This window comes from Paramagnetospirillum kuznetsovii (assembly GCF_003284725.1).
Taxonomy (GTDB): Bacteria; Pseudomonadota; Alphaproteobacteria; order Rhodospirillales; family Magnetospirillaceae; genus Phaeospirillum; species Phaeospirillum kuznetsovii.
This window is the reverse complement of sequence record NZ_PGTO01000002.1, coordinates 438,742-459,938: the sequence shown is the minus strand read 5'-3', so window position 1 is coordinate 459,938 and position 21,197 is coordinate 438,742. Positions and strand designations below refer to the sequence as shown.

At 64.3% G+C, this 21,197-nt stretch carries 12 protein-coding genes; 4 read left to right on the top strand and 8 right to left on the bottom strand.

Annotation, left to right across the window (positions count from 1 at the left end; translation table 11 throughout):
* Window positions 1-176: 176 nt before the first annotated feature.
* On the top strand, window positions 177-1,796 hold the full coding sequence (locus CU669_RS04810; RefSeq protein WP_112142642.1) for an ABC-F family ATP-binding cassette domain-containing protein: 1,620 nt from the start codon (window positions 177-179) through the stop codon (window positions 1,794-1,796).
* A gap of 60 nt (window positions 1,797-1,856) precedes the next feature.
* Here the strand turns inward: CU669_RS04810 and CU669_RS04805 are convergent, their stop codons facing one another.
* Window positions 1,857-2,192: a hypothetical protein gene (locus CU669_RS04805; RefSeq protein WP_192884576.1), complete on the bottom strand. Its 336-nt coding sequence runs from the start codon at window positions 2,190-2,192 to the stop codon at window positions 1,857-1,859.
* A 31-nt stretch (window positions 2,193-2,223) separates the two neighbouring features.
* Window positions 2,224-3,987, bottom strand: a complete 1,764-nt coding sequence (locus CU669_RS04800; RefSeq protein WP_456095304.1) for a DEAD/DEAH box helicase — start codon at window positions 3,985-3,987, stop codon at window positions 2,224-2,226.
* 252 nt (window positions 3,988-4,239) lie between these two features.
* Between CU669_RS04800 and CU669_RS04795 the strand changes: the two genes are divergently transcribed.
* Together CU669_RS04795 and CU669_RS04790 are read left to right on the top strand one after the other, a co-directional pair.
* On the top strand, window positions 4,240-5,007 hold the full coding sequence (locus CU669_RS04795; protein WP_112142641.1) for a type 2 periplasmic-binding domain-containing protein: 768 nt from the start codon (window positions 4,240-4,242) through the stop codon (window positions 5,005-5,007).
* A gap of 47 nt (window positions 5,008-5,054) precedes the next feature.
* Window positions 5,055-6,938 carry a sensor histidine kinase gene (locus tag CU669_RS04790; protein WP_239988540.1) on the top strand — a complete coding sequence of 628 codons (1,884 nt, stop codon included), beginning with the start codon at window positions 5,055-5,057 and terminating at the stop codon, window positions 6,936-6,938.
* 18 nt (window positions 6,939-6,956) lie between these two features.
* Here CU669_RS04790 and CU669_RS04785 read toward each other — a convergent pair whose 3' ends face one another.
* Genes CU669_RS04785 through CU669_RS04755 form a run of 4 tightly spaced genes read right to left on the bottom strand, consistent with a single transcriptional unit; the run spans window position 6,957 to window position 16,844 of the window.
* Window positions 6,957-8,102: a response regulator gene (locus CU669_RS04785; RefSeq protein WP_112142639.1), complete on the bottom strand. Its 1,146-nt coding sequence runs from the start codon at window positions 8,100-8,102 to the stop codon at window positions 6,957-6,959.
* A complete protein-coding gene (locus CU669_RS04780) occupies window positions 8,099-8,509 on the bottom strand; it encodes a response regulator (RefSeq protein WP_112142638.1) in 411 nt (136 codons plus the stop codon). The genes CU669_RS04785 and CU669_RS04780 overlap by 4 nt, the downstream gene beginning before the upstream one ends.
* Window positions 8,506-15,291 (bottom strand): PAS domain S-box protein, encoded by a 6,786-nt coding sequence (locus tag CU669_RS21750; RefSeq protein WP_239988539.1) that lies wholly within the window; start codon window positions 15,289-15,291, stop codon window positions 8,506-8,508. The genes CU669_RS04780 and CU669_RS21750 overlap by 4 nt, the downstream gene beginning before the upstream one ends.
* Complete coding sequence (locus tag CU669_RS04755; RefSeq protein WP_112142637.1) at window positions 15,288-16,844, bottom strand: GAF domain-containing protein; 1,557 nt, start codon at window positions 16,842-16,844, stop codon at window positions 15,288-15,290. The genes CU669_RS21750 and CU669_RS04755 overlap by 4 nt, the downstream gene beginning before the upstream one ends.
* 231 nt (window positions 16,845-17,075) lie before the next feature.
* Between CU669_RS04755 and CU669_RS04750 the strand changes: the two genes are divergently transcribed.
* The gene (locus CU669_RS04750) at window positions 17,076-18,200 is read left to right on the top strand and encodes a serine hydrolase domain-containing protein (RefSeq protein ID WP_161539583.1); all 1,125 of its coding nucleotides are present in this window, start codon (window positions 17,076-17,078) and stop codon (window positions 18,198-18,200) included.
* A gap of 2 nt (window positions 18,201-18,202) precedes the next feature.
* On the opposite strand, the gene CU669_RS04745 is transcribed toward CU669_RS04750, so the two are convergent.
* Both CU669_RS04745 and CU669_RS04740 read right to left on the bottom strand, forming a co-directional pair.
* Window positions 18,203-19,312: an alpha/beta hydrolase family protein gene (locus CU669_RS04745; RefSeq protein WP_112142635.1), complete on the bottom strand. Its 1,110-nt coding sequence runs from the start codon at window positions 19,310-19,312 to the stop codon at window positions 18,203-18,205.
* Window positions 19,313-19,323: 11 nt separating this feature from the next.
* Window positions 19,324-21,093 (bottom strand): SLC13 family permease, encoded by a 1,770-nt coding sequence (locus CU669_RS04740; RefSeq protein WP_112142634.1) that lies wholly within the window; start codon window positions 21,091-21,093, stop codon window positions 19,324-19,326.
* Window positions 21,094-21,197: the final 104 nt, after the last annotated feature.

The following is a 21,197-nucleotide window of genomic DNA, read 5'->3' as shown; positions in this document are numbered from 1 at the left end:
CAGGCCGCGCCGCGCCGGTCGGCAGCGCGTTTGGCGACCGGCGCCAGGCGTCCCGAATCCACGTGCTCGTCGACGCAGACCACGATGCGCTCACGCGCGGGCGTCGATCAGGACTCTGTCGCGCCCCGCTTCCTGTGGCATAAGGGGGCGCCCCCGCCACAGGAACCCAGCCGCACATGATCCGTTTCGAAAATATCAGCAAGCAGAACAGCCACCGGATACTGTTCCTCGACTCTTCGGCCGCCCTCAACCGAGGCGAAAAGGTTGGCCTTGTCGGCCCCAACGGAGCAGGCAAGACGACGCTGTTTCGCATGATCACGGGCGAGGAGGTTCCGGACGCGGGCCAGATGTCCATCGAGAAACAGGTTTCCATCGGCTATTTCAATCAGGATGTGGGGGAAATGTCCGGCCGCAGCGCGGTCGCCGAGGTGATGGACGGCGCCGGGCCGGTCAGCAGCGTGGCGGCGGAATTGGCCGCGTTGGAAGCGGCCATGTGTGATCCCGACCGCGACGACATGGACGCCGTCGTCGAGCGCTATGGCGAGGTGCAGGCCCGCTTCGAGGAACTGGGGGGATACGAATTGGAGGGCCGGGCGCGCGAAGTCCTGGCGGGCCTGAGCTTCAGCCAGGAGATGATGGAGTCCGACGTGGGGGCTTTGTCCGGCGGCTGGAAGATGCGGGTGGCGCTGGGGCGCATCCTGCTCATGCGGCCCGACGCCATGCTGCTGGACGAGCCCAGCAATCATCTGGACATCGAAAGCCTGATCTGGCTGGAGGACTTCCTGAAGGGCTACGAGGGCGGCCTTCTGATGACGTCCCACGACCGCGAGTTCCTCAACCGGATCGTCGGCAAGATCATCGAGATCGACGACGGCTCGCTGAACACCTATTCCGGCGATTATGCTTTCTATGAGCGCCAGCGGGCGCTGAACGAAAAGCAGCAGCAGGCCCAGTTCGAACGGCAGCAGGCCATGCTGGCCAAGGAGATCAAGTTCATCGAACGCTTCAAGGCGCGGGCCTCCCACGCCGCCCAGGTGCAAAGCCGGGTCAAGAAGCTGGACAAGATCGAGCGCTTCGAGCCGCCTCGGCGGCGCCAGACCGTGACCTTCGAGTTCCCGCCCGCGCCCCGCTCGGGCGAGGATGTGGCGGTCTTGAAGAAGGTGGACAAGGGCTATGGCGGACGGACCATCTATCAGGGTCTCGACCTCACCATCCGCCGCAAGGAGCGCTGGTGCGTCATGGGGGTCAACGGCGCCGGTAAATCGACGCTCTTGAAGCTGGTGGCGGGAGCGACCCAACCGGACAGCGGCACCGTCACCGTCGGCGCCAGCGTCAAGATGGGCTATTTCTCCCAGCACGCCATGGAGCTGCTGGACGGCGAGCGCACCGTGTTCGAGTCCCTGGAAGACTCCTTCCCTCAGGCGAACCAGGGATCGCTGCGCGCCCTGGCGGGTTGCTTCGGCTTTTCCGGCGATGACGTGGAAAAGAAATGCCGTGTCCTATCCGGCGGCGAAAAGGCCCGCCTGGTGATGGCGATCATGCTGTTCAACCCGCCCAATTTCCTGGTTCTCGACGAACCGACCAACCATCTCGATCTCGATACCAAGCAGATGCTGATCACGGCCTTGGCCAATTACGAGGGGACCATGCTGTTCGTGTCGCACGACCGCTATTTCCTGGCCGCCCTGTCCAACCGGGTGCTGGAACTGACGCCGGACGGTATCCACCAGTACAGTGGCAGCTACACGGAATACGTGGCCCGTACCGGGCATGAAGCGCCGGGGCTGCGCAGCTGAGCGGGAGATTGAGCGTAAGCGCCGTTGGCCGCCCTTGCCGTTCCCAATGGCAAAGCCGGGTCAGGAACCGGGTCCGATTTCGGCTTCGATCAAGGTATCGCGAATCTTGCGAAGGCCGTCGGGCATCCGAAGCGTCACCCGATCCCAGCCCTCGTAGTCCATGACGGCCGCCAGACAATCCTCCATCACCTTATGGGTGGCCATCACCGATTCGGCGATCAGACCGTGGACATGGGGATCGCCGCTTCCTGCCACGCAGTCCTGCTGATAGCGGTAGAGGTTGCGCAGATTGAGGATTTCACGACAGACCTGGGCCGGACAGGCGCACATATAGATGGCGGCGTCCTCCAAGACGCTTTCGATCTGAGCCTGGGTAAAGCGAAGCGGCAGTTCCATTCATGTCTCCTTCCGCGTCTTTTCCGTTCGACTACTTCTTCTTAGGCTTCGGCCGCCCCCCCGCCTTCAGCCGCCAAGGCGCCTGATGGGGCGGCTTGACCGGCTTGACGAAGTCCTGGGCCTGTGGCGGCTGGGCGGGTTTGGCGTCATGGGTCCGCGGTCTGCGCGGCGCGTGCTCGACCGGCGCTGCCTCTTCCAGCGGCTCGATGCGGACATCGGCGCGCTCCACATGCCGGACGGCAGCCAGGAAGCGCCCGGCCACCGCCGCGTCGATCTCGACCTTGGTCTCGCGCTCGAAGATGCGGATGGCACCGATCTCCTGCTTGGTGATCTTGCCCTGGCGGCAAATCATCGGAATCAGCCAGCGCGGATCGGCATTCTTTTGCCGCCCCACATTGAGCCTGAACCACACGCTTCCACCGGCAAAGCCGTTGCTGCGCTCGCCCCGGGGCTCGCGCGGTTCCCTGAACGGGCGCGGCTCCGGCGACGGCGTGCCGGGACCGGGATCGAACACTTCCTCGGCGGCGGGCAGATGGGCGCGGTACATGCGGACCAGGGCGGCGGCGATATCCTCCGGCGATCGTTCGGCCAGCAGGGCCTTGGCCATGGCCATGTCGTCCTCGGTCAGATCCTCGGTGACGAAGGGGCTTTGCAGCAGGCGCTCCTGATCCACCTTGCGGATGTCGTCGGCCGAGGGCGCGCCGCCCCAGACCGCCTGAACACTGGCGGCCTGCAGCAGCATCTCGGCCTTGCGGCGCCGCGACAACAGCACCAGCAGCACGCTGATCCCCTTGCGCCCGGCCCGGCCGGTGCGGCCGCTGCGATGCTGCAAGGTCTGGGCGTTCTGCGGCAGCTCGGCATGGATGACCAGACCCAGATTGGGCAGGTCGATGCCACGCGCCGCCACATCGGTCGCAACGCAGACCCGCGCCCTGCCGTCGCGGAGCGCCTGAAGCGCCTGATTGCGCTCGTTCTGGCCCAGTTCGCCCGACAGGGCCACGGCGGAAAATCCCCGTTCCAGCAGGATGGCCTGAAGATGGCGGACGGATTCGCGGGTGTTGCAAAACACCAGGGCGGTGGGGGATTCGATGAAGCGCAGCAGATTGACCACCGCGTGCTCGATCTCGTTGGGCGCCACCCGGACGGCGCGGTATTCGATGTCGGCATGGCCTTGCTCTCCGGCCGACACGGCGATGCGCCAGGCGTCGCGCTGGTATTGCTTGGCCATGGTGACGATGGCTTTGGGCAGGGTGGCCGAGAACAACAGCGTCCGACGGGTCTGCGGCGTCGCTTCGAGAATGAACTCCAGATCTTCGCGAAAGCCGAGGTCCAGCATCTCGTCCGCTTCGTCCAGCACCACCGCCCGAAGATTATTGATGCGCAATCCGCCTCGTTCCAGGTGATCGCGCAGGCGACCGGGAGTCCCCACCACGATATGGGCGCCACGGCCCAGCATGCGCTGCTCGGCCCGCGGGTCCATGCCGCCGACGCAAGACACCACCCGTCCGCCCGCATGCTCGTACAGCCAGGTCAGTTCGCGGTGCACCTGCAGGGCAAGCTCACGGGTGGGTGCAACGATCAGCGCCAGGGGCTCGGCTGCCGCTTCCAGGGTGAATTCGCCGCCGAGCAGGGTCTCGGCCATGGCCAGGCCATAGGCCACGGTCTTGCCCGAGCCGGTCTGAGCCGAAACCAGCAGGTCGCGGCCTTGCGCGCCCGGTTCGAGAACGGCGGCCTGCACGGGCGTGGGGTCGGTGTAGTCACGCTCGGTCAAAGCGCGGAGGAGCGGATGCCCCACGGGAAAAAGATCCATATCCGATGTCATGCTTTCATTGCCTTGAGCGGCAGGCGCCGGGCATATGCCGGTGGCCCGTATCCGCGAAGATAAATACCCCCTCGTCGCGGTGTCGAGGGAACGAACGGCCAAGCCCGGTCACGGAGCCGGGCGCGGCAGACCATATCACCACAGCCGGGCCAAGGGGAAATATCGCATTCACATGCCACGGAAACGGATGCTGCATATAAGCTAGATCCGATGTACTATCTCTTTATGGTTAGTTCACCTTCTCGATGGTCCAAGGCGGCAGTCTTCGCCGCCATCCTGATCGGTGCCGTCGCCGGTTCCGGCGCGGCCGCCGAGAACGCCACGCTGGTCTTGTCCACGGGCATGATCGCGCCCTGGAGCAATTCGGACGGAACCGGCTTTCACCAAATTCTGGTCCGCGACGTGTTTGCCCGGACGGGCGTCCAGGCGAAGGTGGATGTTAATTTGGCGGCGGCCCGGGCCTTCCACTTGGCCGATGACGGCGTGACCGATGGGCTGGCCGGGCGGGTGGCGGGGATGGAAAAGGAATTCCCCAATCTGGTCCGGGTGCCAGAGCCGATGTTCTTCAACGACTTCGTGGCCTGCACGGCGGGGCCGCCGCCGCCGCAACGCTGGGACGAGCTTACGTCTCATGGTGTTGCCTATATCATCGGCTGGCAGATCTTCGAGCGCAATCTGCCGACTGTCCGCGATCTGGCCGTCGCCAAGGATGCGGCGCAACTGGTGGGACTTCTCCGCATCGGCCGCACCGAGGTGATCCTGCACGAACGCTGGCAAGCGCTGTGGCAGGCCAAGGCCATGAATCAGGCGATCAAATGCGGCGAGACGCCGTTGGCGCGGGTTCCCATGTATCTCTATCTCAACCGACGTCATGAAGGCCTCGTCGACAAGGTCGCCGTCGAGTTGCGGCGAATGAAGGATGACGGTTCCTATCAAGCCCTGGCCGAACGGGTGTTCGGCGGACTCGGTGCCTCCGTCACCGGCGTGAAGTGATGGACAGCGCCCTGCTTCGACCACGGCGCCCCTTGGCCCGTCGGTTGATGGCCAGGCTATTCCTTATCAGCCTTGCCGTGACCATTGCCGTTTCGGTGGCGCTGGTGGGGGCGGAATACGTCCAGGCCAAGACTCATGCCATCGAGCGATTCGAACAGATCGAGGGCAGCACCTTGGCCAGCATACGCGAGAATGCCTGGCTGCAGGACCGCGAACGGTTGGACAGTCTTGTGCAGGGCATCACCAACCTGGCCTATATCCGCCGGGCCGTGGTGGCCGATGACGATGGCCGCGTGATGGCGGCGGCGGGCGAGGAGGGGGGCGAGGATCCGCTGGTGCGGACCTATCGGCTGACACGGAGCTATCTCGGCCGCGAGGTCGATCTCGGCACGCTGACCATCACCGCCAGCCTGGCCGATATCCGTCGCCCGATCCTGGAGCGCGCCTGGATGGTGCTGCTGGCCGATCTGATCATCGCCCTGGCGGTATCGGCCGCCCTGTACCGGTTGGTGCAGCCGCTGGTGACGCTGCCTTTGGAGCGCATGGCGGCCCATGCCCGCGCCTTGGGCCGGGCGGATCTCGGCGCCCTTCCCGCTCCGCCTTGGCCGACCGATGGCGCCAATGACGAATTCCTGGACCTGGCCATCGCCTTCGGAGATATGAGCCAGGCTATCCGACAGTCCTATCAGGCCATGGTCGATAGCGAGACCCGCTACCGCACCTTGTTCGACAGTTCGCCGGTTTCCTTGTGGGAAGAGGATTTTTCCGCCGTCAAGGCGGCCATTGATACCGTGCGCCGAAATATCGGAAGCGACTTCTTCGGCTATCTACGCCAGCACCCCGAATTTGTCCGCCAATGCGCCGCGCTGGTCCGGGTGATCGAGGTCAATACCGCCACCTTGGCCCTGCACGGAGCGCCCGACCGCGACGCGCTGCTCGGGAATCTCGGCACCACCTTCACAGCGAAGTCGTTCGAGGCCTTCGAGCGCCAATTGCTGGCGATCTGGGTCGGCGAATGGCAGTTGGCGGTGGACGCCGAGGTTCGGACCCTTGATGGCCAGCGGCGTCAGGTGGTGGTCAATTGGCTGGTGCCCGAGGGTCATCGCCAGACCCTTGAACGGGTCGTTGTCGCGCTGGAAGACGTCACCGAACGGGTCGCGGCCGAACATTCGCTGGAAGCCTCCATGACCCGCCTGATGGAAGCCAACAGCGAATTGGAGCGGTTCGCCTTCGTCGCCGCCCACGACCTTCAGGAGCCGGTTCGCGGCATCGTCAGCTTTTCTCAATTGCTGCGCCGCAAGCTGGGCGAGACCATCGACATCGAGGCCCACGAATTCCTCGACTATCTTGCCGCCGCCGCCGAGCGGATGCAGGCGCAAGTCCTTGGCCTGATCAGCTATACACGGGTCGGCGGCGCCAGCCGGAGCTTCGACGCCACGGCCTTGGATCAGGCCCTGTCGGTGGCCCGTGACACCCTGGCGGCCACCATCACCGCCACCGGCGCCGTGATCGAGACATCGGCGCTGCCGATGGTGCATGGCGATGCCTCGCAACTCAGCGAAGTGTTCCGCAATCTGATCGACAATGCGCTTAAATTCGCCCAGCCCGGCGTGTCGCCGCGAATCCTGGTGGACGCCAAGCGGAACGACAGCGAATGGCTGATCCGCGTCGAGGACAACGGCATCGGCATCGATCCGCGCTATGCCGGTGAGATCTTCCAGGTGTTCCGCCGTCTGCACGGCCCTGGAATCTATCCCGGCACCGGTATCGGCCTTGCCACCTGCCGCCGCATCATCGAACGTCACGGCGGCCGCATCTGGGTGGATTTCAGCCGGAGCGAGGGAGCGACGCTGTGCTTCACCCTACCGGCGGCGCAGACCGTCCAGCAGCTTGGGCTCCGGCCCCAGGGAAGCCCGAACACGGCAAGATAGCCCATCCGTGCATGCCCGTCAGGGAGTGCCCGCGGCCTGTTCCAGATATTGCTTCTTCTTTTGCATGTCGCCGTCGCTGTCGGCGAATCGGGCGGCGATGGCTTTGAATTCGTCCTGCAAGGACAGGAAGGCCTCGACGATGTCGGGATCGAAGTGAGATCCGCTGCTCTCCCGGATGATCTGGACCGCCTTTTCGTGGGGCATGCCGTCCTTGTAGACACGGCGGCTGATCAGGGCGTCGTAGACGTCGGCCACCGCCATCAGCCGGGCGGAAACAGGAATGTCGTCGCCGCCGATCCCCATGGGGTAGCCGCCGCCGTCCCACTTTTCCTGGTGGGCGAAGGCGATTTCCTTGGCCATGGCCAGGAAGGCCACCGGGGTGCCCAGGCTTTGCTCCGCGTGCTCGATGGCGTCACGGCCCAGGGTTGTGTGCGTCTTCATGATCTCGAACTCATGGGGTTCGAAGCGGCCGGGCTTCAGCAGGATCTTATCGGGAATGCCCACCTTGCCGATATCGTGCAGCGGCGCCGACTTGAACAGCATGTCGATGACGCCGTCGTCGAGAGCGCTGACAAAGCGGGGGTGATCCTTCAGCTTCTCCGCCAGTGCCCGGACATAATACTGGGTCCGGCGGATATGATTGCCGGTGTCGGAATCCCGCGTTTCCGCCAGTGATGCCATGGCCAGGATGGTGACGTCCTGAATGGCGCTGATCTCGCGGGTGCGACGCGCCACCTCGGATTCCAGGTAATCGGCCTTGTCGCGCAGGAAATCGGCGCTGGCCTTGAGCTTGAGATGGGTTTCGACGCGGGCGAGCACCGTCGCCGGGCTGATGGGCTTGGTGATGTAGTCCACCGCGCCGAGCCTAAGACCCATCTCCTCGTCCTCGGCGGAGGTCATGGCGGTCAGGAAGATGACGGGAATGTCGCGGGTGGCGCGATCGCCCCTCAGCCTGCGGCAGACCTCGTAGCCATCCATGCCGGGCATCATGATGTCGAGCAAGATCAGGTCGGGCGGTGTGTCGGAGGCGGCGATGGAGAGGGCCTTTTCGCCGCTATTGGCGATCTTGACCCGATAAAGATCCTTGAGCAGGCCGCTCATCAGCTTGAGATTGTCCGGAGTATCGTCGACCACCAGGACGACGGGACGGCAGTCTTCGTTCATGGCAGGGTCACCTTCAGGGCGCGTTCGATACTTTTCTTGACGGCGGCGATGGAGACCGGCTTGACCAGATAGCCCGCGACGTTCAGCCCCTTGGCGATGGCGACGGCCTCGGCGCCCGCGTCCGAGGTCAGCATGATCACCGGAATGGTCGCCGCCTCGGGAATAGGCGCCTTGTGAAGACTGGAAACGAAGGCGAAGCCGTCATAGCCCTCCATGTGGATGTCGCAAATGATGAGGTCGGGACGGACGCGCAGTGTTTGGTTGATGGCGGCCATGGCGTTTTCCGCCTCGTAGACATTGGTCTTGGGGATGCCGATCTGCATCAGGATCTGGCGGATGGTGCTGCGGATGAAGGCCTCGTCGTCGACAAGCAGAACCTTCAGATGGTGCGGATCGAATTCGCTCATGAAACACCTGTCCTGGACACGATGGGGGCAAGGGCGGCCTGAAGCTCCGCCAAGGTTATGGGCATCAGCGGAACCAGCATGGCGGCGCCATCCTGGTTGCCTGCGATGGCGGTGTTTTCGATATCCGCCGCCAAGCGACCCAGCCGGACCGCACCGGCGGTATTGGCGGTGCCTTTCAGGCTGTGGGCGATGTTGCGCAGAACGGCAAGATCGCCGCCTGCGTCCAGTTTGGCGACCTTGGACGCGGCATCGTCGAGGAAGGCGGCCAGGATCGGGCCGAGCCGCTCCATGTCCCATTTGTAGATCGGCCCCATCTGGTCGAAGTCGAACACGTCGGGATCGATTTCGGGCAAGGGCGGCCGGTCATCGGCCTTGGCCGGAGCCAGCAGTTCCAGCGCCTTGTCGAAATCGAAGGCGCGCACATGGGCGGCAATCTCGTCGGCCCGCCCCGATAGGGCCGAGCGCAGAAGGCGAAGATTGGCCTCCACCAATTCTTCCGCCTCGGGATCGTTGTCGGTCAACAGGGCGCGCAGGCGCTCGATCAGCCCTCCGGCATCCTGGCCGCCGCCATCGGATTCCACCGCCGGAGCCAGCCGTTGTTCCAATTCAACGGTCATGGCCGACAGGGGTATGTCCAGCGCCGCCAATTCCGCCACCGCCGCCCCGCCGGCCTTGATGGCGGCCTCGGCTTCCGCCGCCAGCGTCTGAAGCCCGGCCGCTCCCACATTGCCGGCAATGCCCTTCAGCGTATGGGCAAGACGTTCGGCGGTCGCGCCGTCGCCCGCGGCCTGGGCGGCCCGGATCCGGGCGACGGAATCCTTTTGGCCAAGGGCGAATTTACGCAGCAGATCCAGATAAAGCGGCCGCTTGCCGCGAACCCGCTTCAGCCCGGCGACGGTGTCCAGACCGTCGATATCGGCGGGAATGCCGTCGTCGTCGGCCACCGGGACCGGCGCGGCGACCTTCGGCTTGGTCGATGCCGCGCCCGCCAGTTTGGGCCCATGCCACCTCAGCAAGGCGGCGAACATTTCGTCGGGGTCGATGGGCTTGGTGAGGTAGTCGTTCATGCCTGCCGCCTCGCAGCGGTCACGATCGGCCTGCATGGCATTGGCGGTCATGGCGATGATGGGAAGATCGGCATGGCCCAGCTTGCGGATTTCCTGGGTGGCGGTGACGCCATCCATGACCGGCATCTGCATATCCATCAGCACGATGTCGTAAGCGCCCGACTTGACCTTCCCGACGGCGATGGCGCCGTTCTCGGCGATGTCGACCACCACGCCGCCATCGGCCAGGAGTTCGGTGGCCACTTGCTGATTGAAGTCGTTGTCTTCCACCAGCAACACCCGCAATCCCTTGAGCGAGGCCAGGGCGGCATCGGTGACCTGGACGGAGTCGGCGTCATCCTCGGGGTCATCCTCCAGCACCGCGCCCAAGGCCCGCATGACGGCATCGAACATGATGGACGGATTGACCGGCTTGATCAGCACGTCCTCGATCCCGGCGGTCTCGGCGGATTTGATGATCTCCTCGCGGCCATGGGCGGTGACCATGATCAGATGGGGCGGCTGGGACAGGCCAAGGCCCAGGATGGCCTGGGCCGTCTCGATACCGTCCATGCCCGGCATCTGCCAATCCAGGAAGACCACTTCGAACGGCTTGACGTTGGCCATCTCGCGCACCAGGGCAATGGCGGCCTTGCCGGACTCCACCGCATCGACGCGGAAGGACATGCCCGACAGCATATCCACCAGCACCGCGCGGGCATTCTCGTTATCGTCCACCACCAGCATGTGGCGCCCGCGCAGATCGGGACGCGGCACCAGGGCGCGGCGGGGCTTGCCCTTGCCCAGGCGAGCGGTGAACCAGAAGGTCGAGCCCTTGCCCGGCTCGCTTTCCACGCCCACCTGTCCGTCCATCAGTTCGGCCAGCTTCTTGGAGATGGCCAGCCCCAGACCGGTGCCGCCATATTTGCGGGTGGTGGAGGAGTCCGCCTGTTGGAAACTTTGGAACAGGCGGCCCATCTGCTCTTCCGTCAGACCGATACCGGTATCCCTGACCTCGAAGCGCAGCACGACCGTCTCGCCCGCGTCTTCCTGCAGTCGGATGCCGACCACCACCTCGCCCGTCTCGGTGAATTTGACGGCATTGTTGGCGTAGTTGATCAAGATCTGGCCCAGCCGCAACGGATCGCCCACCATGTCGTTGGGAACGCCGGGGCCGATGTCGAAAATCAGTTCGAGGCCCTTGGCGACGGTCTTTTCCGATATCAGATTGGCCACATTGTCCAAGACTGTATCGAGATGCACCGCCGTCTTTTCCACCGACAGCTTTCCCGCCTCGATCTTGGAGAAATCGAGAATATCGTTGATGATTCCCAGCAGGTGCGAGCCGGACTGCTGGATCTTCTTGACGTAATCGCGCTGACGCGGATTGAGCTCGGTCTTCAGCGCCAGATGGCTCATGCCTATGATGGCGTTCATGGGGGTGCGGATTTCGTGGCTCATATTGGCCAGGAAGTCCGCCTTGGCCTGGGAGGCGGCCTCGGCCCTGTCCTTGGCCACTTCCAGTTCGGCGGTCCGTTCGTCCACCAAATCTTCCAGATGCTCCTTGTACTCCACCACTTCGGCACGGGCGTGGTCGGCGTCTTCGGCCAGGCTGATGGCCGCCAGGCGTTCGCGCTGAACCTCGGCCGCGTGGGTGCGGATGCTGATGGCGGCTTGGCTGGCCTTCCATTGCTCCACCGCGAAGGATCCGACCAGCTTCGAGAAGCGGGCGAGGAAGCCCAGGATCGAGGGGAGACGTTCCTCGTCCATGACCGGCGCTTCGTGCACCGCCCTCAGGTAGTCGTCACGTTCGAAGCCCAACGCGTCGGACTGGGAGATGAAGAAGGCGTCGTCGATCGCGCCGGTATGGAACTGGCCGATGAACACATTGGCAATGTGATGGCCCGCGATGATGATGGGCGAGGCGCAGTCGGTCATGCCGTTCTTGCAGCGATACATGGCGTAGTCCTTGCCCTCGTTGAGGTTCAAGGCCAGCCCGGTATCGCTTTCGATGCATTTGGCGCAGCTTTTTTCGTTGACCCGGTGGAAGTCGGTGCAGACCCGCTGCCACCGCGACGAGGCCAGGATGTTCGCGTCCACATCGATGATGGCCGCGGCGATGCCGACGGCCTCGCAGAAATTGGAGAACAGCTCCTGCAACTCGTTTTCCCGCAGAAGCTGGATGAAGGCGCCCCGCACCGCCGCGATGTCGAGAGCGGCAGGCGCGATTGCGTCGATGGACTCTTCGATATCGTCTTCCGGCTGTTCGGGTGACTGGTAAGGCAGGCCCTGCCCCAGCCGATCCGCCAGGCCGTTGATCTCGCGCTTCAGATCGATGATGCGCTGTTCACGTCCGAGGGCAAGGCGGTTGAAGCGCTCGATTTCCTCGACCTTCTTCCGATCCGAGACATCGACGAAGGTTCCGACCAGGCCGCCCGGGGCGCCATCCGCCTTCCGGAAGCCCGACACATAGTACAAGGTGTCGTGGATCTTGCCGTCGGCGAAGGGAATGGGAACTTCCTTTTCCACCGATGTGGTTGAGGCGATGACGGCTTCGTCCTCGGCCTGATAGGCGAGGCGATCCGTCTCGGGGAGATAATCCAGGTCCATGACGCTCTTGCCGATCAACTCCTGACGCCGCACCCCGAAGGTCTGCTCGTAGGCACGATTGAAGCCCAGGAAGCGGGCGTCCGGTCCCTTGTAGAACAGCGGATAGGGAATGGTGTCCACCAAGGCTTCCTGGAAGGCCGCCTGATCGCGGATGGCGTTCTCGGCCTGCTTGCGCTCGGTGATGTCCAGCAGCCAGGCCAACACGCCGGTCTCTCCGTCATAGGGAAGCGGCATATAGGTCACCAACATGTCGAGCGGCGTCCTATCGGCGCTCCACATCTGGACTTCATGATTGGCGACGATGCCGTCCCGCTTCAACTTGGCCAGCAGCGCGTCGCGATCCTCCTGGCGGACATAGACATCCGGAGCCTTATCACCCACATGGAAGCCGAATTTCTGGTTCACGATGGGATTGGCGAAGCGGATCACCCCATTGGTGGTGATGGCGATGCTGATGGGGCTCTTGTCGAGGATGGTTTGCAGCCGCTCGCGTTCGACGGCCAGCGCCTCGGCGGCCTCCTTCTCCTTGGTGACGTCCTGATACGCGCCGTACATGTAGCGGATCTTCCCCGCGTCATCGCGCACCAGCTTACCGGCCGCGTGGACCCAGACGATCCGCCCGTCGCTGGGACGCTTATAGGCATAAACCGAATCGTAATGGTCATAGCGCCCCTCCACCGCGCCGAGATAGCGTTCCTCGGTCAGCTTGGCGGTCTCGGGATTGGCTTCGACCAAGCGATTGAACCATTCGTCGGCGAGATGGTAGCGCCCGTCGGGCTTGATCTCCTCACCCAGGATATTGGCCGCCCGCTCGGACTGGTAATAGTATTCCGGGTCGCTGTAATCCACCTGCCAGAAGCCGCTGCCGGTAAGATCCAGGGCGATATCGGCCTGGAAATTGGCGCGGTTAAGCCGCTCCTCGGCGGCTTTCCTCTCGGTGATGTCGCGGAACGACACCACGGTGCCCACCACATTTCCGTCCTTCATGACCGGCGTGGTCGCGTATTCCACCGGGAAGCTGGTGCCGTCCTTGCGCCACAGCACCTCGTTGTCCACCGTGCGCGGCTGGCCGTCGCAACTGGTGTGGTACATGGGGCATTTGTCGCGCGGAAACGGCGTGCCATCGGGATAGGCATGATGCACCGTGGGATGCATCAACTGGCCCACGAGTTCATCGGGTTCATAGCCCAGCATGCGGGCACCGGCCGGATTGATGAAGCTCATCCTGCCATCGTCGCCAAGCCCGGCGATGCCTTCGTTGATGGAGCCGAGGATCAGCCGCGACCGCTCCTCCGCCTCGTACAGCGCGACATCCGCCAGCTTGCGTTCGGTGATGTCGCGGGCAACCCCGATCAGCCCCAGCAAGGCGCCGTCAGGGCCGCTGAGCGGAACCTTGGTGGTCTCCAAATAGGCATGGCGGCCGTCGGGATAGTCGACCTCTTCCTCGTTGGTGTGGCGTTGACCGTCGCTGGCGATCTGGATATCGCGATCGCGGAACAGTTCGGCGAATTCCTGGGGGAAAAGATCGAAGTCGGTCTTGCCGATGATCTCGTCCGAAGGCTTGCCCACCAAGGAGGCGAACGCCTGGTTGCTCACCAGATAGACGCCCAGCATGTCTTTCACGAAAATCATGTCGGGAATGGAATCGATCAGCGAGCGCAGCAGCGAGCGTTCGCGGCCCAAATCTTCCGCCTGCTCTTCCACCAGCCGACCCTGTTCGGCCAATTGCTCGTTGATGGCCTCCAGCTCTTGCTTGCGGGCGTTGATCTGGCGTTCCGAGGCCGCCAGGGTCGCCGCCTGGATCTGGGTTTCCGCCAGCAGTTGCTGGGTCTTTAGCGTGCGTTCGATGATTTCGATGCTCATGGCCAAGAGGGGCATGGCACCGTCAAGCAGAGCCTGCTCGGCGGGACCGAACGCCTCCATGGTGGCCAATTCCACCACCGCCAGCAGCCGCTCGCCCCGCAGCACCGGCAACACGGCGATGGCCTTCGGAATCATCGCGGCGGTGCCGGTCTGGATGCTGATGTAATCGGCGGGCGGCTGGGTGATGATGATGGCCGAGCGCTCCAGGGCGCACTGGCCCACCAACCCTTCGCCGATGGCGAAGCCCTGCTCCAGGCTCTTGCGCTCGCGATGGGCGTAGCCGCCCAGCAGAGCCAGCCGATCCCCCGCTTCGTTCATCAGATAGAAGGCGCCGTGTCCCACCTTCAGCAGCGGCGCCACCTTCGACAGGAACCGCCCCGCCAGTTCCACTTGGGACTGGGTCTCCTGCAAGTCCCCCGATATGTCGGCCAGATGGGTCTTGATCCAGCGCTGGGCCTCCATCTGGCGGGCCTCGCTGCGCAAGACCTCGATGGCGCGGGCGAGTTCGCCGATCTCGTTGGGGAAATCCACATGCGGAACCGCCAAGTCGCGGTCTCCGGCTGCCAGTTTCTTCACCACATCGCGGACCCGCTCGGCCGGGCGCCGAATGGACAGGCTGATCAGCCATGCGAACAAGACCCCGAACCCGACGCCGCTGGCCAGGATAAGAACCGTCGTGCGGGCTCCGTCCTCGGCGACGGCGGCAGCCCGCAGGGCGGCTTGCCTGGCCGTCTCCTCCTTGGCACGGGACACCGCTTCGAGCGCCTCGTCGGCGGCGATGGCCACTCGTTGAAAATCCGGCGCCGAGACAAAAGCGGCGGCATCGGCGGGGGTCTTGCGGAACTGCGCCAGGGCCTGATCCACATTGCTTTTATAGGTGCGGAATTGCTCTTCGAATTTGGCCAGATGGCGCTTGTTCTCTTCCTTGAAGACATGCCCGCGGGCTTGCTCTATTTCCCGGCGCACGCCGCCGTCCGCATCGCTCAGCTGGGCCAGGGCGCGGTCACGTTCCGGCATATCGCGCGCCAAGATGGCCTGGCGCAGGGCACGCCCCATCTTCGCCAGTTCGACGCGGGCGTCCTTGAGGTCGGAAATACCCCGCAATTCCTGTTCGTAAAGAACCTGCACCTCACGATTGAGGCTCGATTGCGTATGCAGGCTGAACAGCCCCAATACCATCAAGACGAGGAAAGTGGCCGAAAACCCAAGCGCCAGCTTGCGCGGCAGCGGTAAGCGTTCCAGTACGTCCAGCAGGAAGGTCATGGATTTGCCTCGGTCAGGGCCGTTCCGGCAGGGGAATGACGGCGTAGAATTTCCAGATTGAGGGCCAGCAGAGAGGCCAATTCGACGAATTGTTCACGGGCATGCTGATCGGGATGGTTCAGCACCGCGATCTCCACCACGCCGAGGACGGAATCGTCCAAGAGCAACGGCGCCATCATCACCGCCGCCGGTCGCGCATTGCCAAGGGCAGAGCGGATGGTCCAGGAATGATGGTCGGTGGTGTCAAGCACGCGCGGCTGGCGATCGATGACGCATTGGCCCAGCAAGCCCTGGCCGGACTCCAGCGCGTCTGGAACCCGCTCGTCACAGGCATAGGATGCGGCCAGCCGCATCTGTCCCTGGCCGACGCAGACATAGATCATGCCCTGCAGCGCCCCCAAAATCCGGTGGGTCTCCGCCAGAAATGTTCGGGCCAGTTCATGGGTGGACTTGGCCCGCTGGAAGTTCAGCCCCGCTTCGGCGCGCCTGGACTTGCGTTCGGCGCTGGCCGCCTGGGCCAGGGCCAAATCCTCATTCTTGTGGATCGCCAGCGTCTGGGCGTGAAGGTAGCGCAGCATGGTCAATGCCAGGGCACCCATGATCAGCAGAACCGCCGCGGTGCCAAGGCCCGCCCACAGGCTGTCGGCCGGACTCACCGTGCGCGACAGATCCTCCATCAGCACCACCGACCATTCGCCGTAGGGATCGTTCCACTGCACCTTTGCCGAAGCCAGGGCAAAGTGCCGCCCGTCCAGGGTCAGCATGCCGCCATCGACGGCGAAGGGCAGCAGCGGCGGATCGGCGCGATCGAACATGGCGCCGAACTGCTTCAGGTCGCGAATGGCCTTGAGACGTTCGGGGCTCGGCATTCCCGCCAGGGTGCCGATCCATTCGGGGCGGCTCGACGCGAAGACCACGCCTTGGGGCGATAGCAGCAAGGAGATATCGGCCCGTTCCCGCAACAAGGAATCCACCCGGGCAACACTGGTTCGGGCCACCACGGCCCCGACGACGGCGCTGTTTCGACTGTTCGCGGCGAATACCGGCGTCGCGAAATAGAGCGAGCGGTCGCCCCGAGCCAGGCTGACGGCGGCATAGACGTTGTCGCGGCCCTGCATGGCCATTTGGTAGTATGGACGGAAGCGAACATCCAAGCCGGTGGACGGCCTGCCGCTGATGTCCCAGGACGATTTCAAGATCCCGTCCTGGCCGATGACGAAAACGCCGTCGGCGCCATGGGCGCCGCTCAGAGCCGCGAGCAATCCGGTCATATAGGGGCTGTTGGGAGCCAGGGTGCCGAGGGCGTCGCGCTTGACCTCGTCGTCGATCACGCCCAACAGGGACAGCGAGCCCATCACGTTGCCGTTCAGGGTCTGCGACATGATTTCGATGCCGCGCCGCCCCACTTCGGTCTGGAGCAGGGACAACCGCTCCGCCTCCCGCCGATCGCGAGATTGATGGGCCGCCAGGACTGAAGATGCCACGACGAACAAAAGCGCCACGACCCAAGCCAGCCTGGCGTTCTCCGTCACGAAGGCCGCGATGCGATTCAAGAATCCTCCCGCCCTCGGCAATTGCCCCACCTCTGTACAAAAGTACTGTATCCGAGGTCCATATGAAATCAGGTTATAGCAAGATCAATGCGAGAAAAACCATTCAGGATGAGGGACCGGGCTTTGACTGGTGGCCCGATCTGGACATCGATCCCGCCCGCGCCTTCCGTTATCATCGTCGGGCAATCGCCAACGCCTGACCGTCCTAAACCCTTTCGGAGCATCCCGGCCATGTCCGCCCACGACCACCCCAGGCAGACAAGCGACAGAGGCCGCGGCGCCGCCCTGACGCTGGCCGCGCTGGTGCTCTTTCACTGGGCAAGCGCGGCGCGAGCCGCCGATCTTGGTGCCATCCTGGCCGACGTCACCGCCAAATTCGCCCTTCCAGGCGCCATCCTGCTGGTCTCCGGTCCCGAGGGGCGCGAGACGGCGGTTACCGGCCTTGCCAATCTGGCCACCGGCGCCCCGGTCACCGAGCAGACCCGCTTTCATGTGGCCTCGGTGGGCAAGATCCTGACGGCGGCGGCGATCCTCCAGGTGGTCGACGAGGGCAAGCTGGGCCTTGCCGATCCGGTGCTGAAATACGTCGATCCCCGCGATGCCGACCGCATCACCCATCTGGACAAGGCCAATCTGGCCAGCTTGCTGTCGCACACCTCGGGCCTGCCCGACTGCCTGCGCAACGCCTTGTTTTCCATCCCCGAGCATCCGTCCATCAGTTGGACCGCCGCCGAGGCGTTGCGTCTCGGCCGCTGCCGTCCGGCGACGCCGCCGGGCAAATACGCCTATTCCAACACCAATTACATCCTGCTGGGCCATATCCTGGAACAAGTGGAGGGCGAAGGCCTTGCCGCCATCCTGGCGCGGCGCATCCTCGCTCCCCTGGAGATGGCTGACAGTACGGCCGAGGTCGCGCCCGCCGACCCCCGGTTGGCCCATGGCTACCGCTTGGCCACGCCGCAAGGCGAACGCCGCGACGCCAGCCTGCTCGCCTGGTCGTCGCGGCTGGGCGACGCGCCGGTGACCACCACCGCCGCCGATCTGGACCGTCTGTTCAAAGCCTTGTTCCGCCCAGACTCCAAGCTGCTGTCGCCTGCCATGCTGTCGGCCATGAAGACGGAATGGGGCAAGGACGAGGACGAGTCCTATGGTTACGGCCTCGTCCAGATCGCCAGCGATTTCGGCCCGCGCTTCGGCCATAGCGGCCGCTTCGCCGGATTTTGCGCCGAGGCTTGGCACTATCCCGACAAGGACACCACGGTGATCATGCTGGCCAATGGCGACGAACATACCGCTGACGACGTCATGGATTTGATCGAGGAACGGCTGTTTCCCCCGGTGGTCGCGGCGAAATAACCCTATTGGACGGGTTCGTCGTCGACCATTACGGCATAGCAGGTCTTGCGGGCGTTCTTGCGGCAATAGCCGGTGGCGCCCTCGACCGCTTCCGCCGCCGTCTTCTGGCCGCTGCGCCAACCAAAGCTGCCGTCCCCCGCCATGACGAAGGCCTTGTGGTCGGAAGCGTCCAAATATTTGCGGAAGGCCTCCTGGCCCTGGCTGCTCAGCCCCTTGGGATAGTGAATGGAGGTCGGGTCGCGACTCGCCAGCAATTGGCCGACGAGGACCAGCTTCTGGCGGGCCAGGAAGTCGTCCACATAGCGGGTCCAGATGGGGGTTCCCTTTTCCGAGAACAGACTGTGCCCGTCGCTGCCGAAGGGGGCGGCGGCGATGAACTCGGCCCGGCCGCCCGCCTCGGTGAAGGCGGCGTGGAAACGGCGCGCCAGCGAGGGGCCGAAGAAATGGTCGTTTTCGGAATAGACCCACAGCATGGGAACGCGCGAGGTCTTGCCGAAGGTTCCGAAGGCCTGCGCCAACCGCTCGGGCACGCACACCTCGTCCGGGCCGGTCGAGCCCCGGCCGCCCGCGAAGCTGATGGCGGCGATCAGTCCGGGCGGCGGATCGGCGGTCAAGGCAACGGTGGCCAAGCCTCCGGCCGAACGGCCGACGCTGATGATCTTGCCATCATCCACGAAGGGGGCGTTGCGCATGGTCTGGATCACCGCCCGGATGTCCTCGGCCGAGGTCCGGCCCGACTTGACGTAGTCGGGCGAGGCGCAGTTGCCGCTGCTTTCGGCGTAGTCGCCTTCCGACTCGCCGTAACCACGCCGCATGAAGGTCACCACCGCCCAGCCCCGGCGGGCGAATTCCCTGGCCTGGGCACGCATGCTGCGCGGAGACATGCCCGCCCGGTCGTCGGCATTGCGCGGCGCCCCGTGATTGATCACCGCCAACGGATGGCGTTGGCTGTCGTCGGGCCGGATGACCAGGGCGTCGAGCCTAAGGGTACGGCTGCTTCCATTCACCTTGAACGTCACCGGCAGGCCGAAGGCCTCCTCGATCAGACCGGCCGCCTGGGCCGATCCGCCAAGGCAAAGGAGCACGACGAAAACCGTGGGAAAAAGCCTCATTCAGTCCTCCCCTAAAGGCCAATGGGCCATACCGTCAGCACTAAAAAGGTTCCCACCACCACCACGATGAGGCTGAGCGGCAGACCCAGCCGCCAGTAATCGCCAAAGCGGTAACCACCGACGCCCATCACCAGCGTGTTGCACTGATGCCCGATGGGGGTAAGGAAGTCACAGGCTGCCCCCACCGCCACCGCCATCAGGAAGGGATCCATGGCCAGCCCCAGCTTGACCGCCATGGCCGCCGCCACCGGCCCCATCAACAGAACCGTCGCGGCGTGATGGAGGAAGGGCGCCAGCAGCATGGAGGCCAGCAGCACCAATCCCACCGCGACCGGTGCCGGAACCTGCGACGCGGCCATGGCCAGCCAACCGGCCAACAGGTCGGAGGCGCCGGTGCTCTTGATGGCGTCGCTAATGGGGATCAGTCCGCCCAGCAGGATGATGATGGGCCAGTGCACCGCCTCATAGGCTTCGCGCAGGGGCAGGCAGCGCAGCACGATCATCACCACGGCGGCCAGGAAGAAGGCGGGCGCGACCGGCAAAATGCCCAGCGCCACCAAAAGCATGGCCGCCAGGGCGATCGTAATGGGCAGAATAGCGCCCGACCGGCTGGTGAACCGGATATTGCGCTGGGCCAGCGGCAGGCAGCCCAATTGCGACAGCGTCTTGGGCAAGGTGTCGTTGACGCCTTCCACCACCAGGACGTCGCCCGCCAGGAATTCGATCTGGCGCAGACGGTCCACCAGATGACGGCCGCCGCGACTGATGGCCAGAACCGCGATGCCGTATTGGCGGCGCAGCGCGTTCTGGACGATGGTGGTGCCCACCAGCAGGGAATTGGGCATCACCACCGCTTCCATGATCACCATGTCCTCGCCGACAAGACCATGGCCGCCTTCGACCATGGCGAGACCGGCCGATTCCAGCAGCGGCTTGATGGCCATGGGATCGCCCTCGACCATCAGAATGTCGTTTTCGGAAAACTCCCAATTGCCGCCCGGCACATAGCGGCGACCGTGATCGCGCAGGATGGTGACCACGGTCAGGGCGCCGCCGCTGAACAACTGCTCCAGATCCACCACGGTGGCGCCAATCAGCGGCGACTGGGGCAGGATGCGGACTTCGGCCAGATAATCCTCGATGCGGAAGCGCGCTTCGGCCGAGGCGGCGCCCTGGCGGTCCTTGGGCAGCACCCGCCACGCGAAGGTCAGGAAGGCGATGGCGCACAGACAGATGCCCAAACCCACCGGGGTGAAGTCGAACATGGTATAGGGATGGCCGGTCAGATCCTCCCTCACCCGCGAGACGATGATGTTGGGCGAGGTGCCGATCAGGGTCATCAGCCCCCCCACCAGGGAGGCGAAGGACAAGGGCATCAACACCTGCGACGCCGGAATGTTGTTGGCCTTGGCAAGGCGCAGGGCGAGCGGAATGAAGATGGCCAAGGCCCCGATATTCTTCATGAAGGCCGACAGCACCATCACCAGCGCCGACAGCGTCCCGATCAGGGCATCGGGGGATTTCAGGCGTCCCAGCGGCCCCACCAATCGCTCGATGATGCCGGATCGTTCGATACCGGCGCTGACCACCAGGGCTGCGGCCACCACGACGACCACCGGATCGCTGAAGCCGTGAAACGCCTTGTCGGGCGGCACGATGCCGCTGATCAGCCCGGCGGACAGGGACAACATGGCGACAAGGTCGTAGCGCAGCTTGTCCCAGGCGAACAAACCGATGGTTCCGATCAGAATGGCGAAGGCAAGTCCCTGCTGAACCGTCATGTACCCAAATCCCAGATGATCCACCCCGCGAATGGTGGCCGGCCGAAGGTATATCACTCCGCGCCCGCCGCACAGAGCGGGAAAAGGTTAATAAACTACTTCAC

Coding starts and splice junctions, on each gene's coding strand:
- CU669_RS04805 (WP_192884576.1), bottom strand. CDS start 2,192: ATGGAACTGCCGCTTCGCTTTACCCAGGCTCAGATCGAAAGCGTCTTG.
- CU669_RS04740 (WP_112142634.1), bottom strand. CDS start 21,093: ATGACGGTTCAGCAGGGACTTGCCTTCGCCATTCTGATCGGAACCATC.
- CU669_RS04790 (WP_239988540.1), top strand. CDS start 5,055: ATGGCCAGGCTATTCCTTATCAGCCTTGCCGTGACCATTGCCGTTTCG.
- CU669_RS04780 (WP_112142638.1), bottom strand. CDS start 8,509: ATGAGCGAATTCGATCCGCACCATCTGAAGGTTCTGCTTGTCGACGAC.
- CU669_RS04810 (WP_112142642.1), top strand. CDS start 177: ATGATCCGTTTCGAAAATATCAGCAAGCAGAACAGCCACCGGATACTG.
- CU669_RS04745 (WP_112142635.1), bottom strand. CDS start 19,312: ATGAGGCTTTTTCCCACGGTTTTCGTCGTGCTCCTTTGCCTTGGCGGA.
- CU669_RS04785 (WP_112142639.1), bottom strand. CDS start 8,102: ATGAACGAAGACTGCCGTCCCGTCGTCCTGGTGGTCGACGATACTCCG.
- CU669_RS04750 (WP_161539583.1), top strand. CDS start 17,076: ATGTCCGCCCACGACCACCCCAGGCAGACAAGCGACAGAGGCCGCGGC.
- CU669_RS21750 (WP_239988539.1), bottom strand. CDS start 15,291: ATGACCTTCCTGCTGGACGTACTGGAACGCTTACCGCTGCCGCGCAAG.
- CU669_RS04795 (WP_112142641.1), top strand. CDS start 4,240: ATGGTTAGTTCACCTTCTCGATGGTCCAAGGCGGCAGTCTTCGCCGCC.